Here is a 16,212-nt window from a genome sequence, read left to right as displayed (position 1 = left end):
CATTATATAGACTTTCTCATCAAACTACCGTGACAGAATAAAGTATCATTCAAGATCTCCACAACCTAAAAAGCTAGCACAGTAACCATCTCCTAAAATAGCATAACCCTAAAATATAAAATACTTGCAAATAATGTACATCGGGTTGTTAATGCAAATAAAAAATAAAGTACCGATTGTCCCTGTTTCAAATCAGACAAAAGCCAGTGTTACTATTCAAATATGCACCATTTACGCAATCATATAACCCATCTGAATACAAACCAAAACCCGCAGCATAATTTTCCACATCAGCGTTACCTTAACAACAACTGATCTGCAAAAATAAAAACTCAAATACAGCAGTCCATAAAAAAGCCTGCAAAATTAATTGCAGGCTTCTGAACCAAAATCAATAATTAACTACCCCAGTAGGCAGATATCACCCTATCCTGCTGAGTCAATACTATCTGTTCGGGCGCAGCTAAAGCCTCGGCATGACCAGACGACATATTTGCCATGGCCGTAATCAAATATTGCACCTGTGTCGTAACCTGTGCATTTTCAGCATTACCTGAATTTTGATATTCGCTTGAACCTTTATCAAATAAATATTGCACACCATTCAGATGATTCACATTGTCATTTTCAGCCACATGGTTGTCAGCAAAACGGGCAAAATTAATACTGAATAAATCAGCATCATCATTATAAAGCCCAATCGCATCCATGTGATTTGCAGGGGTAATGATACCGTTCTGAGCAAAGGCACCAACCTTATCCAGCCCAAGCTGTTGCCGGGTTATCGTCTTATCCGCAAACTCGAACACCTCAATCTGGTGCACAGTACTGCAAAAGAAATTTTTAACCACAACAGAATCTGTACCATTATAGCCAGACATAACCAGATCAAAGCCATCCTTGCGATACACCACCTCATTAGCCCGAACATCCTTGAATCTGATCGTATTCACATCCATACTGTAAGGATTATATTCCAAAATAGTATCTTGACCATGCCCCTTACTGAAAACATAAACGTCATTGCCAGTACCACCTTCCAGATAATCATTACCCAGACCACCAACAAGAATATCATCGCCTACACCACCGTATAAACGATCATCTCCACTACCACCATCCAGATAATCATCACCCAGCTCACCAAAGAGGAAATCATTACCGGCACCGCCATACAGGCGATCATTGCCGGCACCACCGATCAGCGTATCATTGCCATCTGCTCCAAATAGCTGGTCGTTGCCCAGACCACCATGCAGATAAGTAGGCTTAGAGCCATAAGCATATAACTCATCATCGCCATTAGTACCTAACTGAGTGAGTGCACGGATATCATCAACATTCAACTGCCCGCAACCAGAAAATTTAATCACATCAATCTGATTAACACCAGATTCACGGAAGAAATTAATAATTTTCAGCGAATCATCAGAATACTTCGCTGTAATATAAAGATCCTGCCCCTTACGGGAATAGGTAAAATCATATTTTGACCAATTATTAAAGAACACCGTATTAACATCTTTACCGCTAGGATTAAATTCAAGCAGCTGATCATGGCCAAAGTTCTTATCAAATACAAATAAATCCGAGCCTATACCACCTTCAAGATAATCATTGCCCGTACCGCCGTTAATCGTATCATCGCCATCACCGCCATAGATAAAATCATTGCCGGCGCCACCGATTAACACATCATTGCCGGCACCGCCATCCAGATTGTCATCGCCGTCACCGCCATCCAGAAAATCATTACCGCCATGACCCTTAAGTACATCATTACCGCCAAGACCAATCAAAGTATCATCAGATTCATAGCCAATCAGCACATCATTGCCTGCCGTAGGCTTTAACAACAACACCTTGATTGCCTCTACATCAAGCTGCGAGCCATCAGCAAACTCTACCACATCAATCTGGTCGCCACCATGACCATCGCCAGTAAAGAAATTTACTACCGTAATCTGATCAGAAGTACCCTTGATTTTCAACAACAGATGATTACCATTACGGGCAAAAATCACCTCATCCTGCACAATACCATCCGTAAACCGAATTTTATCAACCTTATTTACCCCGGTATCATGATTACGAATAATATCCCGCCCGAATCCACGTGCAAACTCATACACATCCGATCCGGCGCCACCGTCCAGCTCATCATTGCCGATACCACCAATAAGCACATCGTCTCCGGCACCGCCTTGAAGAATATCGCGGCCACCACCAAGCAGATTCGTACCAATCAGAATATCATTGCCATCACTGCCAGACTGCACACTTAGCTTATCCTGTACCGTCTTACCTAGCAGATCACACCACTGATCCAATACATTATGCGCTTTCGCGTAATCAACATATTCACCGAAAAGCTTCATCCCATCCGGCCAGAAGCCCGTATAGTGATAAGCCAAAAATTCACCTAAATCCACAAACGCCTTTTGCGGATTGTGCTGGAAAACCTGATTAAAAGTAGCCGCAATACCCGAAAAATCCAGCGAAACCTCATCATTTTCCAGCTTAAAGGTAAGTTTTTCCATATATGGCTTTAGCCGCGTTTGAAATAACAAACTCTCATACAGACTAGTGCGAATTCCGTTATAAGTCTTATCAATCGTATCCAGAAGCTTCTGCCGCTGCTTTGGCGTACCCGCATAGAATAATCTTGAGGTTTCACCAGTAAACGCATTCAGCACATTCAGCTTATCACTATAAGTCTTAAACTTCTTCGCCCATTCCGGATCAACAACAGTAAGCTTACTTTCTTCAGATGGCCTGATCGCAGAACCGCCAGAGCTGGCAGAACCAGTATTCACCCAGTTCATGCCTAAAGCATAGTCAGCATTTTCATCAAACTGCGGATCGGATTTAGCCCATTCCAGCAGCAGCTTATCCAGCAATGCCAGTTGCTCCGAGCGCGTTTGCGCCTGCGCGTAAGATTGCAACACCGCAGCCAGATTTTGAGACAGCGCCGCAGCATCGCGTAAATCGCGTACCCGCCCCGTACCTTTCAGATTAGGCGCCTGCTTTTGCTCCTCAGTCAGTTTTACTTCCTCAGCATACTCACTGAAAACCGGCTTATGCTCGAAATTCACATCACCCATAACCCGATTTTGCCCGTCAGTGGTTTCATAGCTGCCGATCTGAGCCAGCGTATTACCATTCTTCAAATTGGTATTACTGTTTTTATTGGCCAGATTTAATGCTTTCACGCCTACCTGCTCCAGCGTAAACAGCTCATTGCTTTGGCAGATACCATCCTGATTCAAATCACGCCACACGCGCAACTGATCAAAGTGCGCATCCTGCGCATCTACCCGGCCATCGCCATTACTGTCAAACTCGCGCAGTGCCGCATAGCCATTGGCCGCCTTGCTGCCATCCGCCAGCAGCGTACTGTCACCAAAGAGCTCCGTACCATCATTAATAATCCCATCGCCATTACGGTCTACTGCCAGCAGGCCGTCATCAGCCTTTACCCAGCCAGTAGCCGTACGGATACCATCACCATCATGGTCAAATAACGCCCCACTTAATTTTCTCGAACCAGTCGTTTCAATTCCATCACCATCCAGATCCAGTACCAGCGGGTCATAGACATAATATTTACCGTCGCGAGGTAAATCAAGCCAGTCTCTCAGATCTTCACAAATCCAGCCGCCAAAATTAAGTGGATCATTCCGAAAATTGTAGGTTCCAACAGCAAGATTACCCATGGTTCTTAATAAATCCCCTAGGTTGATACTATCTGTATCAATTTTATCAAGATGATGCCAGTCAAGTGTCGAACCCGGCCAGTCCTTGGGAGTCAGGCTATCTGGGTCAAAGCGGGTAAAGCCTTGTGCATCCGATTTTAAAATACCATCTAACGAAACTCTGCCAGATTCGGCTATATTGTTTAGCAAAGCAGCAGCCATATCATTAGAAAATTTATTATATTTATTACAATCAAATCTGCCCAGCCGGGAGCGTAAAATCAGATCAGTGTTTACGCGCAGTGCTTTATCTATTACATTGCCCAAGACTCCGCCGGCCTGTCCGCGGCTATTGGTGCCCACAGCCACATTCAGCCACCAATTTAACCCATTGGCATCCACATTACCGGCTGGAATAGTAGATTTTAAATAATCATAGGCCTTGGAATAATTTGCATCTTCGCCATGAGCAAGCCTATTCCTGATATCTGTTAGAATTGATTTTAATTCCGCTTTTTGAGCTTCAGTCAAATCATAGGAATTCTTTTCGGCTATATAAGAGTCTAAATTAAGATATCCTTGGAAACCTTCACCTTTAATAAAGCAATGCATACCTACTCCTTTCTAGTCAATGACCTTACTGTGTTGATGAATATAATCCAGAATACGATTATTGTTTTCAATAAAGCCTTGGACAATTTCCGGATGATCCAGCAGGCTTTCATTATGTTTATAGATATCAATCAAAGCATCAGCAAAATACCATTGATTTGGCGATGGTTTATGCTTACCATGCAGATATCTTGAGGAATACACGGTATACCCTAAGCCAAATTCCTTATCCAGTACGGAATGAATATCAGTCTGATGAGGGTAGGAGTCGCTTTCATCCTTTGCATCAAATGGCCAGAATTCAATGCTGATATCTTGCTGATTTTTATCAGATTGATTAGCGAATATAGCTAGTTTTCCCGCAATGCCAGCACGGTACAGTGCTTGATTATTTCGTTCTTCTTTTACTGAAAATCGGTAGTATTGCTGTTTTAACCAGTAATTACCATATTCCAATTTGCTTTCGCTTGTTTGGGTAAATAATGGTCGTATACCTATGCCAGAGATTGGCTTGGAAAAATCAGGGCATTGATGTAGTGCTTCTTCATCATTGGGAAAACCGGAGAAAGTAGGTAGTTGATACATAATGCTAACCGCTTTCTCTTCAACTTTTCCATCAACAATTTTATTTTTCAAGTTAGGCCCAAAAAAACAGCGCGGTAGAGTAATCGCCAGTTTTTTGCTTGAAACCTTGGAAGGAATCAAAACCGTAATTTCAGTGGTATCTTTCATTGCTAATTTATCCTGTAATTGCTTGTTTTTTTCTTCTTCACTGCGTCCATCAATACAGCCAGCTAAGCACAAAATCAAAATACACAGCCATCGTTTCATCTTGCTACCTTTGCTAATTGAGTTTGAGCAAATTAAATTACCTGAGTGCTTTAATAGCATAAAATAACAGTGTTTAACATAAATATATCGTTAATTATCAAATCTGGCAAGTATAAGATGTTTGATTTATATCACTAAACAGATAAAAAACAACAGAAAGCAATTGTTTAAAATTTTATAATAGGCAATTGCTGTCTAATGGCTATTTTACAAACAAATATGCCTGAAACTAGCAATATTATGGCAATTAATCTAATGTCATTATTAAAGCAGATAGTAAGTCTTGCTGGTTAATTAACGACTTTACTGTGTTGATGAATATAATCCAAAATACGATTATTGTTTTCAATAAAGCCTTGGACAATTTCCGGATGATCCAGCAGGCTTTCATTATGTTTATAGATATCAATCAAAGCATCAGCAAAATACCATTGATTTGGCGATGGTTTATGCTTACCATGCAGATATCTTGAGGAATACACGGTATACCCTAAGCCAAATTCCTTATCCAGTACGGAATGAATATCAGTCTGATGAGGGTAGGAGTCGCTTTCATCCTTTGCATCAAATGGCCAGAATTCAATGCTGATATCTTGCTGATTTTTATCAGATTGATTAGCGAATATAGCTAGTTTTCCCGCAATGCCAGCACGGTACAGTGCTTGATTATTTCGTTCTTCTTTTACTGAAAATCGGTAGTATTGCTGTTTTAACCAGTAATTACCATATTCCAATTTGCTTTCGCTTGTTTGGGTAAATAATGGTCGTATACCTATGCCAGAGATTGGCTTGGAAAAATCAGGGCATTGATGTAGTGCTTCTTCATCATTGGGAAAACCGGAGAAAGTAGGTAGTTGATACATAATGCTAACCGCTTTCTCTTCAACTTTTCCATCAACAATTTTATTTTTCAAGTTAGGCCCAAAAAAACAGCGCGGTAGAGTAATCGCCAGTTTTTTGCTTGAAACCTTGGAAGGAATCAAAACCGTAATTTCAGTGGTATCTTTCATTGCTAATTTATCCTGTAATTGCTTGTTTTTTTCTTCTTCACTGCGGCCATCAATACAGCCAGCTAAGCACAAAATCAAAATACACAACCATCGTTTCATATTGCTACCTTTGCTAATTGAGTTTGAGCAAATTAAATTATCTAAGTGCTTTAATAGCATAAACTAACAGTGTTTAACATAAATATAGCGTTAATTATCAAATCTGGCAAGTATAAGATGTTTGATTTATATCACTAAACAGATAAAAAACAACAGAAAGCAATTGTTTAAAATTTTATAATAGGCAATTGCTGTCTAATGGCTATTTTACAAACAAATATGCCTGAAACTAGCAATATTATGGCAATTAATCTAATGTCATTATTAAAGCAGATAGTAAGTCTTGCTGGTTAATTAACGACTTTACTGTGTTGATGAATATAATCCAAAATACGATTATTGTTTTCAATAAAGCCTTGGACAATTTCCGGATGATCCAGCAGGCTTTCATTATGTTTATAGATATCAATCAAAGCATCAGCAAAATACCATTGATTTGGCGATGGTTTATGCTTACCATGCAGATATCTTGAGGAATACACGGTATACCCTAAGCCAAATTCCTTATCCAGTACGGAATGAATATCAGTCTGATGAGGGTAGGAGTCGCTTTCATCCTTTGCATCAAATGGCCAGAATTCAATGCTGATATCTTGCTGATTTTTATCAGATTGATTAGCGAATATAGCTAGTTTTCCCGCAATGCCAGCACGGTACAGTGCTTGATTATTTCGTTCTTCTTTTACTGAAAATCGGTAGTATTGCTGTTTTAACCAGTAATTACCATATTCCAATTTGCTTTCGCTTGTTTGGGTAAATAATGGTCGTATACCTATGCCAGAGATTGGCTTGGAAAAATCAGGGCATTGATGTAGTGCTTCTTCATCATTGGGAAAACCGGAGAAAGTAGGTAGTTGATACATAATGCTAACCGCTTTCTCTTCAACTTTTCCATCAACAATTTTATTTTTCAAGTTAGGCCCAAAAAAACAGCGCGGTAGAGTAATCGCCAGTTTTTTGCTTGAAACCTTGGAAGGAATCAAAACCGTAATTTCAGTGGTATCTTTCATTGCTAATTTATCCTGTAATTGCTTGTTTTTTTCTTCTTCACTGCGACCATCAATACAGCCAGCTAAGCACAGAATTAAAATACACAGCCATCGTTTCATTTTAAAACCTTTAAATTTAATTATTTAAAATTGATTATTGGCAATCGTAACTTAATAGCTATTTTCTTAAGAAATCTGCTAAAAATGAGCAATATTATGCTAAACAGGCACGATATTATTATTAAAGCAGTATGCAACTGCTCCTTAGTCAACGACCTTACTGTGTTGGTGAATATAATCCAGAATACGATTATTGTTTTCAATAAAGCCTTGGACAATTTCCGGATGATCCAGCAGGCTTTCATTATGTTTATAGATATCAATCAAAGCATCAGCAAAATACCATTGATTTGGCGATGGTTTATGCTTACCATGCAGATATCTTGAGGAATACACGGTATACCCTAAGCCAAATTCCTTATCCAGTACGGAATGAATATCAGTCTGATGAGGGTAGGAGTCGCTTTCATCCTTTGCATCAAATGGCCAGAATTCAATGCTGATATCTTGCTGATTTTTATCAGATTGATTAGCGAATATAGCTAGTTTTCCCGCAATGCCAGCACGGTACAGTGCTTGATTATTTCGTTCTTCTTTTACTGAAAATCGGTAGTATTGCTGTTTTAACCAGTAATTACCATATTCCAATTTGCTTTCGCTTGTTTGGGTAAATAATGGTCGTATACCTATGCCAGAGATTGGCTTGGAAAAATCAGGGCATTGATGTAGTGCTTCTTCATCATTGGGAAAACCGGAGAAAGTAGGTAGTTGATACATAATGCTAACCGCTTTCTCTTCAACTTTTCCATCAACAATTTTATTTTTCAAGTTAGGCCCAAAAAAACAGCGCGGTAGAGTAATCGCCAGTTTTTTGCTTGAAACCTTGGAAGGAATCAAAACCGTAATTTCAGTGGTATCTTTCATTGCTAATTTATCCTGTAATTGCTTGTTTTTTTCTTCTTCACTGCGACCATCAATACAGCCAGCTAAGCACAGAATTAAAATACACAGCCATCGTTTCATTTTAAAACCTTTAAATTTAATTATTTAAAATTGATTATTGGCAATCGTAACTTAATAGCTATTTTCTTAAGAAATCTGCTAAAAATGAGCAATATTATGCTAAACAGGCACGATATTATTATTAAAGCAGTATGCAACTGCTCCTTAGTCAACGACCTTACTGTGTTGGTGAATATAATCCAGAATACGATTATTGTTTTCAATAAAGCCTTGGACAATTTCCGGATGATCCAGCAGGCTTTCATTATGTTTATAGATATCAATCAAAGCATCAGCAAAATACCATTGATTTGGCGATGGTTTATGCTTACCATGCAGATATCTTGAGGAATACACGGTATACCCTAAGCCAAATTCCTTATCCAGTACGGAATGAATATCAGTCTGATGAGGGTAGGAGTCGCTTTCATCCTTTGCATCAAATGGCCAGAATTCAATGCTGATATCTTGCTGATTTTTATCAGATTGATTAGCGAATATAGCTAGTTTTCCCGCAATGCCAGCACGGTACAGTGCTTGATTATTTCGTTCTTCTTTTACTGAAAATCGGTAGTATTGCTGTTTTAACCAGTAATTACCATATTCCAATTTGCTTTCGCTTGTTTGGGTAAATAATGGTCGTATACCTATGCCAGAGATTGGCTTGGAAAAATCAGGGCATTGATGTAGTGCTTCTTCATCATTGGGAAAACCGGAGAAAGTAGGTAGTTGATACATAATGCTAACCGCTTTCTCTTCAACTTTTCCATCAACAATTTTATTTTTCAAGTTAGGCCCAAAAAAACAGCGCGGTAGAGTAATCGCCAGTTTTTTGCTTGAAACCTTGGAAGGAATCAAAACCGTAATTTCAGTGGTATCTTTCATTGCTAATTTATCCTGTAATTGCTTGTTTTTTTCTTCTTCACTGCGACCATCAATACAGCCAGCTAAGCACAGAATTAAAATACACAGCCATCGTTTCATTTTAAAACCTTTAAATTTAATTATTTAAAATTGATTATTGGCAATCGTAACTTAATAGCTATTTTCTTAAGAAATCTGCTAAAAATGAGCAATATTATGCTAAACAGGCACGATATTATTATTAAAGCAGTATGCAACTGCTCCTTAGTCAACGACCTTACTGTGTTGGTGAATATAATCCAGAATACGATTATTGTTTTCAATAAAGCCTTGGACAATTTCCGGATGATCCAGCAGGCTTTCATTATGTTTATAGATATCAATCAAAGCATCAGCAAAATACCATTGATTTGGCGATGGTTTATGCTTACCATGCAGATATCTTGAGGAATACACGGTATACCCTAAGCCAAATTCCTTATCCAGTACGGAATGAATATCAGTCTGATGAGGGTAGGAGTCGCTTTCATCCTTTGCATCAAATGGCCAGAATTCAATGCTGATATCTTGCTGATTTTTATCAGATTGATTAGCGAATATAGCTAGTTTTCCCGCAATGCCAGCACGGTACAGTGCTTGATTATTTCGTTCTTCTTTTACTGAAAATCGGTAGTATTGCTGTTTTAACCAGTAATTACCATATTCCAATTTGCTTTCGCTTGTTTGGGTAAATAATGGTCGTATACCTATGCCAGAGATTGGCTTGGAAAAATCAGGGCATTGATGTAGTGCTTCTTCATCATTGGGAAAACCGGAGAAAGTAGGTAGTTGATACATAATGCTAACCGCTTTCTCTTCAACTTTTCCATCAACAATTTTATTTTTCAAGTTAGGCCCAAAAAAACAGCGCGGTAGAGTAATCGCCAGTTTTTTGCTTGAAACCTTGGAAGGAATCAAAACCGTAATTTCAGTGGTATCTTTCATTGCTAATTTATCCTGTAATTGCTTGTTTTTTTCTTCTTCACTGCGGCCGTCAATACAGCCAGCTAAGCATAAAATCAAAATACACAGCCATCGTTTCATCTTGCTACCTTTGTGAATTAAATTTCAGTCGATTGAATAGTGCTTCAGGTGTTTTAATAGCGTAAATTAATAGTATTTAACTGTAATATATCGTTAATTTTTAAGTATGGCAAGTACAAAATGCTTTGATTTATATAAATAAATCGATAGGTTTTAATTACAAATTAATGATTTGAAATTAATTATTGGCGATCGCAGTTGAATCGCTATTTTCTCAAGAAATCTGCTAAAAATGAGCAATATTATTCTAAACAGGCACGATTTTATTATTAAAGCAGTATGCAATTGCCCCTTAGTTAACGACTTTACTATGCTGGTGAATATAACCCAGAATAGGGTTGTTGTTTTTGATAAAGTCTTGCACACTTTCCGAATAATCAAGCAGGCTTTTATTATGGTTATAACAGGTATAAGCGGAAATAGTAGGGTGTAAATTATGCATTACAATAGTGAGCTGGTGAATGTGTTCATAACTGGGCAATGGAGGCGAAGGCTATGCATCAAGCCTGATATGTGCTGGAATGATTTCTGGGGGTGATTACGGTGAGTGTGGGGAGGCTAAAGCTGCTAACTTAGCTAAATTAGATATTTGGCTTGAGATATTTATAGATTTGAAGCCAAATTGCTTGGTTTCTTTGTTGGTTTAAGCCATTTGATAATTTATGCTACATTGAGGTATGCAGTTTCTAAATCTGTATAAGTATTATTATTTTGTGGGTAATAAATATGCTTGTTTGATAGTGCTATTTGTTGCAGGTTTAGCTACAAATATTTTTAGTTAGGCATGATAAGGCCAGATTGGTAAAGGTGGCTTGGGTGTTATATGTTTCCCAATTAGTCTTACAATCTGGCCTGTTACTGGTTGGCGTAAAATAATTATTAATTAGCCAATGAAATATCCCGCCGTCTGAATATCAGCACAGCTATCAGAAAGAAAATACATCCATAGACAATATCGGCTAGTAAGGCTATATAGAATTCATTATGAATAGGATTTTCAATTGCATCTTTCATTAAATCAAATAAATAGCTATTTATATTTAAAGGGCATAATTTATATAGCCATCCGTCTGTTGGTAGGTCAAGATAAATTAAATTGATTAACGCCCACAGACCAGCAGCAAAGAAATAATACACAATACAGCAACCGGTAACAAAGGCAGGGCTGCTGGTCAAAGAAGAAAGCATTAGTGCAAATGCAGTAAAAAATACTGTAATCCCTAATATGTATAGGCTACATATTTTAGTATATTTTATTATTATACTAAGTTCTGGCAAATGGTGTAGTGTTAGTAACTGTAATAATAAAGTGATGATTACAAATATAATCAGCATCACTGGCATTAATATTGTTATTGCTCCAATTTTTGCCAGTAGTATTTTGTAACGTTGATAAGGACGTGTGAGGATAAATTTAATTGTACCCTTGGATATTTCTGAGCTCAGAATATTGGAAGCATAAATAATAGCGATAAAATTGATAAAATAGTAGCAAATACTTATGCCATAAAAAAATGCCTTGTTACAATCTGCAACGGAAAGTGAGTGCGTTGTCTTCGAAAATATAAAACCTATAGTGCTAAAATAAATAATTAATATAATCAGTAATATCAGTGGTATGATAATTACGCTGCGGACGTTGAATAGGTATTTACGCCATTCATTAATCAGTAATTTCATTGGTTAACCCTTTTTTGATTATCGCTATTGATGGTATCGAGGAAGGAGTCTTCCAGAGAGTAATGTGTAAGTTTTAGGCCAATTAAGGGAATATTGTTTTCAATCAGCAGTTTGGCAATTTTTGCACGTGGGTCGTGATCATTCTGGTTAATTGTGATTTCAAGGCTATTGAGCTGGTTGGTAACCTGATATCCATTTTGCTGTAGTATTTTTTCTGCCAGTAATACATCGCCATCTACTTCTATAGAAATAAGATTATTAGATTTACTGAGGAAATCTGCCATTGTGCCTGTGTATATTTGCCTGCCGTGGTTGACGATAATGATATCGTTAACGATTTCTTGTAGCTCGGAGAGAAGATGGCTGGAAATGATGATGCTGTTTCCATTGCAGATAAAGTTTTTCATCAGGTTGCGGAAGTCTTTCATTCCCTCTGGGTCGAGGCCATTCATGGGTTCATCCAGAATTAATACTTTGGGCTGATGGATGGTGGCATTTGCTACCCCTAATCTTTGCCTCATGCCTAAAGAATAGCCTTTAACTTTTTGATGCTCAGCACCTTTTAGGCCGGTAGTGGCTAGGGTATGCATTATTTTGTTTTTGCTGATTGGCTGGCGGCTCATATCAGCAAATACCTGTAGATTATTAAAACCGGACATATAGTTATAAAACTCAGGGTTTTCAATTATGGTACCCAGATTGAATGCTGCCTGTTCGTGGTCTTGTTGGATATTATGGCCACAAATTTTAATTTCTCCTGAAGAGGGAAACATTAAACCTGTGAGCATTTTCAGCATGGTGGTTTTGCCGGCACCATTGGGGCCAATGAAGCCCATTATTCTGCCGGGTGCAATTTTAAATGAGATGTTATCCAAAATTTGCCGGCTTTTGATTTTTTTGGAAACATTTGTTACTTCAATCAGATAATCGGTATTTCCCACGATAAACCTTTCTTATTTTCTGGTTTGATGTAAATCGTTTTGTTGCTGTGTGATTAAATGCATTGTATACCTCTATATATAAAAATAAAAATTTATGTTGTTTTACCAATAATATAATCAATAAGATTTAAGTAAACATATTTTAACAATCATGCTGGGCAATTGTCTATGGGTGGATGTTATTGGGTAGTTAAAGTTGTATCTTTTGTATATATATTGCTGTTTTGATTGGTATTTTATGTTATCTTCCAGTAGGTTGTGTTGTTATTTATCGGGGTATGCTTTTTTAAAGTTTTTATAGAGCCTGAAATCTAGCAGTTGTTTTATTATCTGGAAATTATTTTTTATCTCTTTGGTGATGCTAAGGGTAGAACTTTATTTTTCTGTCTATGCGCTATTCATTATTTTAGTATTTAATATATATATGTGTTGTTCTTTAATCCGCTATTGTATTCTTGGTGGATTTTGATGGTTATTTTGGGTTTTATGGCTTAATTGGTCGCTAATAATTTGACAGTCTGGAAATAAGATTGATGAAAATACGGTGGATAATGGAATCTGTATTCTATGCTTTCTTTTTTGTTATTTATTTTTGATAAATGGTGGCGATTTTTGGTTTTGCTCTTTTCTGTAATTATGTTCTGGATTTTGAGTTTTTAATCCTGCTCATTTGTTTCTGTTTATTATTGCTGCGCAGAAGTTTTTATAATTTGCTGCTTGTTCTGGAGTGTTTATTTGTCTTTTTAGTTGTTAAAAGTATTGATATGTTTTTTATTCGTGTTGAGTGCATTGTTAATTATTTGGGTTGGGCAGGTTTGTATTATTTTTATATATAAAAGTTGATTCGATGTGTATGGGGTTTTCGGTTGTTTTTATTGGTGCTGGCTGGTTTTCTAAAAGATAGTGGCTATTGTCTTTATCAGTACTATTGCTGAATGGGGGAGCTATTTGTTTAAGGCTGATGATTCTGTTGTTTGCTGGTCTGGCTGCTGTAGCAGCTATGGCTAAGTTGAGGTTATTGGTTTTGGTTGTTAATAAAAAAGCACAGCAGAAGCTGTGCTTTTTTATATTATTTTGGCGCGGCGGACGGGGCTCGAACCCGCGACCCCCGGCGTGACAGGCCGGTACTCTAACCAACTGAGCTACCACCGCGCAAGTTTCATGCTAGGCATAAAACAGTAAACTGGTGGGTGATGACGGAGTCGAACCGCCGACATTCTGCTTGTAAGGCAGACGCTCTACCAACTGAGCTAATCACCCGTGCTTTGGAAAGTCGGTATTAAACCAGATATGCTGTCTGCTGGCAAGTGCTGATTGTGAAAAAATTAGCTTGTTCCTTGTAGTGACCAGTTTTCAAAGAGAATTACTTTGTCTCTGAGACCCAATACTACTAGTGTATCGGAGGATTTGAAGCGGAAATCCGGTGCAAATTCGCGTAGCTGGTGTGCGTTGCGGCGTACGGAGAGTAGTTTGATGTTCAGTTTGTCCAGCGGCAGTTCGTTGATGCTTTTGCCCACTAGGAAGGCATCTGGTGGCAGGGTGAAAGCCTGACGGTAGTAATGTACATTTTCATCAGAAATTTCGTCATCACTGCCAGCAAACAAGCCTTCAAGTTCTTGATAGCGGTTTTGGCGGATACGCTGCATGATCTGATAGACTTCATCAAATGGTCTGCCTGAGCTTAGCAGTGCTTCGCTGGCCAGTGTGAGGCTGGATTCTTTTTCGTCGGAAACGATGTCGTCTGCACCTATTTCGGTGAGGGTGGAGATGTTGTCATCGCTGGTGACGCGTACGATTACTGGCATGGTGGGGGCAATCAGCATGATGTTGCTGAGGATGTGTTTGGCCTCGGTCATGTCGTTGATGGTGATGAGTACGGTATTGGCGCGTTTTAATCCGGCTGCCTGTAATACTTCCTGTCTTTTGGCGTCTCCGAATGTAACTGGTTCTCCGGCTGCTTTGGCGGTAGCCACGCGTTCTGCATCTAGATCGATGGCGTAGTATGGTGTTTCTTCCTGTTGCAGGATGCGGGCTATGCTCTGGCCACAGCGACCGAAGCCGATAATGAGGATATGGTCGGATTTGCTCATGGTATCCACCAGTATGCTCTGTAAGTCGACTGCTTGTTCGTCCCAGCTGCGTTTAACCAGTAGTTTGGCAATTTTATCGGCACTTTTCATGATGAAGGGTGCCAGTACCATGGAAAGCAGGATGGCGGCAATGGTTGCCTGTTGCAGCTCAAGTGAAACTAGTTTGAGCGCACCGCTGATTGCCAGCATGACAAAGCCGAATTCACCACCTTGTGCCAGATACAGTGCAGTTTTGATGTTGTCGCTGATGTTTTCTTTCATGTAGCGACAAATACCATAGAGTACCAGTGCTTTGAGGATGATCAGTAATGCGCACAGTGACAGTATGGTTAACCAGCTGGACTGCAATACTTGTATGTTGAGTTTCATGCCGATGGTAATGAAGAAAAAGCCAAGCAGGATGTCGCGGAAAGGTCGGATGTCGTCTTCTACCTGATAGCGATATTCTGTTTCGGAAATCAACATGCCGGCAACGAAGGCGCCCAGTGCCAGTGACAGGCCAGCTAGCTGGGTGAGGTAGGCAACGCCCAGTGTGACCAGTAATACGTTAATCATGAACAGTTCGCTGGATTTGGTGCGCGCAATCAGGCGGAACCATGTCGGCATGATTTTGCCACCAACCACCAGTAATAGGCCAAGTGCCAGTATCATGGTTAGCAGGGCTTTGCCCATTTGTAATATCAGGCCGTCACTGCTGTGTGCCAGTGCGGGAAACAGAATCATTAGTGGTACGACGGCAATGTCCTGCATCAGTAATACGCCCATGATCATGTGGCCGTAGTGTTGCCCCAGTTCATTTTTTTCTACCATGATACGGCTGACGATGGCGGTAGAGGACATGGTCATGGCGGCGGCGAGGGTAAATGCCCATGTGAGCTGGATACCCATGATGCCCAAGATGATGAAAAGAGCTGTTAGGGTGAGTGCAACCTGTAACCCGCCTAATCCGAGTACCAGCCGGCGCATGGCTTTAAGTTTGCCAATGGAAAATTCCAGTCCGATGCTGAACATGAGGAAGGTGATGCCGATTTCGCCGATGAATTCGGTGGCATGGTTCTGGTTGATTAAATGCAGCCAACCCGGGCCGGCAATGAAGCCAACTACGAGGTAGCCGAGCATGGCAGGGATGTGCAGACGGCGACAGATGATGGCAGCTAAAACAGCTACCAATAGGATCATCACGACAGGACCAAGAGAAATATGCATAATATGTTGATTTTATTTAATTAAAATTTTATTATCATATTTTAACATAG

At 39.3% G+C, this 16,212-nt stretch carries 10 protein-coding genes and 2 tRNA genes; all 12 read right to left on the bottom strand.

The genetic code is table 11. The features are described from left to right. Positions 1 to 398 precede the first annotated feature (398 nt). The 12 genes from J6578_RS04485 to J6578_RS04430 all read right to left on the bottom strand — a co-directional run bounded on the left by J6578_RS04485 (position 399) and on the right by J6578_RS04430 (position 16,165). Positions 399 to 4,307: an SPM autocatalytic domain-containing protein gene (locus tag J6578_RS04485; RefSeq protein ID WP_287953984.1), complete on the bottom strand. Its 3,909-nt coding sequence runs from the start codon at positions 4,305 to 4,307 to the stop codon at positions 399 to 401. 12 nt (positions 4,308 to 4,319) lie between these two features. Further along, positions 4,320 to 5,138, bottom strand: coding sequence for a hypothetical protein (locus J6578_RS04480; protein WP_287953983.1), 819 nt, complete (start codon positions 5,136 to 5,138; stop codon positions 4,320 to 4,322). Positions 5,139 to 5,428: 290 nt separating this feature from the next. Next, positions 5,429 to 6,247, bottom strand: a complete 819-nt coding sequence (locus tag J6578_RS04475) for a hypothetical protein (protein ID WP_287953982.1) — start codon at positions 6,245 to 6,247, stop codon at positions 5,429 to 5,431. 290 nt (positions 6,248 to 6,537) lie between these two features. Next, positions 6,538 to 7,356, bottom strand: coding sequence for a hypothetical protein (locus tag J6578_RS04470; RefSeq protein ID WP_287953982.1), 819 nt, complete (start codon positions 7,354 to 7,356; stop codon positions 6,538 to 6,540). Between the two features lie 144 nt (positions 7,357 to 7,500). Next, complete coding sequence (locus tag J6578_RS04465) at positions 7,501 to 8,319, bottom strand: hypothetical protein (RefSeq protein ID WP_287953981.1); 819 nt, start codon at positions 8,317 to 8,319, stop codon at positions 7,501 to 7,503. Between the two features lie 144 nt (positions 8,320 to 8,463). Continuing rightward, complete coding sequence (locus J6578_RS04460) at positions 8,464 to 9,282, bottom strand: hypothetical protein (protein WP_287953981.1); 819 nt, start codon at positions 9,280 to 9,282, stop codon at positions 8,464 to 8,466. 144 nt (positions 9,283 to 9,426) lie between these two features. Continuing rightward, positions 9,427 to 10,245 (bottom strand): hypothetical protein, encoded by an 819-nt coding sequence (locus J6578_RS04455; protein ID WP_287953981.1) that lies wholly within the window; start codon positions 10,243 to 10,245, stop codon positions 9,427 to 9,429. A gap of 879 nt (positions 10,246 to 11,124) precedes the next feature. Next, a complete protein-coding gene (locus J6578_RS04450) occupies positions 11,125 to 11,925 on the bottom strand; it encodes an ABC transporter permease (protein ID WP_287953980.1) in 801 nt (266 codons plus the stop codon). Continuing rightward, entirely contained in the window at positions 11,922 to 12,866 is a 945-nt protein-coding gene (locus tag J6578_RS04445; RefSeq protein ID WP_239427890.1) for an ABC transporter ATP-binding protein, read from the bottom strand. The genes J6578_RS04450 and J6578_RS04445 overlap by 4 nt, the downstream gene beginning before the upstream one ends. Positions 12,867 to 13,941: 1,075 nt before the next feature. Then, a tRNA-Asp gene (locus J6578_RS04440) sits at positions 13,942 to 14,018 on the bottom strand. Positions 14,019 to 14,050: 32 nt separating this feature from the next. Next, a tRNA-Val gene (locus J6578_RS04435) sits at positions 14,051 to 14,126 on the bottom strand. A 65-nt stretch (positions 14,127 to 14,191) separates the two neighbouring features. Then, positions 14,192 to 16,165: a monovalent cation:proton antiporter family protein gene (locus J6578_RS04430; RefSeq protein ID WP_180296230.1), complete on the bottom strand. Its 1,974-nt coding sequence runs from the start codon at positions 16,163 to 16,165 to the stop codon at positions 14,192 to 14,194. Between the last annotated feature and the right edge of the window lie 47 nt (positions 16,166 to 16,212).

The organism is Snodgrassella sp., from assembly GCF_024103505.1.
GTDB lineage: Bacteria > Pseudomonadota > Gammaproteobacteria > Burkholderiales > Neisseriaceae > Snodgrassella > Snodgrassella communis.
Note: the sequence above shows the minus strand (reverse complement) of the source record. Positions and strands in the feature narration are given on the sequence as shown.

What these genes read in the sequence shown, in the direction of transcription:
- J6578_RS04460 (WP_287953981.1), bottom strand. Translation starts at nt 9,282, where the DNA reads ATGAAACGATGGCTGTGTATTTTAATTCTGTGCTTAGCTGGCTGTATT.
- J6578_RS04450 (WP_287953980.1), bottom strand. Translation starts at nt 11,925, where the DNA reads ATGAAATTACTGATTAATGAATGGCGTAAATACCTATTCAACGTCCGC.
- J6578_RS04455 (WP_287953981.1), bottom strand. Translation starts at nt 10,245, where the DNA reads ATGAAACGATGGCTGTGTATTTTGATTTTATGCTTAGCTGGCTGTATT.
- J6578_RS04480 (WP_287953983.1), bottom strand. Translation starts at nt 5,138, where the DNA reads ATGAAACGATGGCTGTGTATTTTGATTTTGTGCTTAGCTGGCTGTATT.
- J6578_RS04475 (WP_287953982.1), bottom strand. Translation starts at nt 6,247, where the DNA reads ATGAAACGATGGTTGTGTATTTTGATTTTGTGCTTAGCTGGCTGTATT.
- J6578_RS04465 (WP_287953981.1), bottom strand. Translation starts at nt 8,319, where the DNA reads ATGAAACGATGGCTGTGTATTTTAATTCTGTGCTTAGCTGGCTGTATT.
- J6578_RS04485 (WP_287953984.1), bottom strand. Translation starts at nt 4,307, where the DNA reads ATGCATTGCTTTATTAAAGGTGAAGGTTTCCAAGGATATCTTAATTTA.
- J6578_RS04470 (WP_287953982.1), bottom strand. Translation starts at nt 7,356, where the DNA reads ATGAAACGATGGCTGTGTATTTTAATTCTGTGCTTAGCTGGCTGTATT.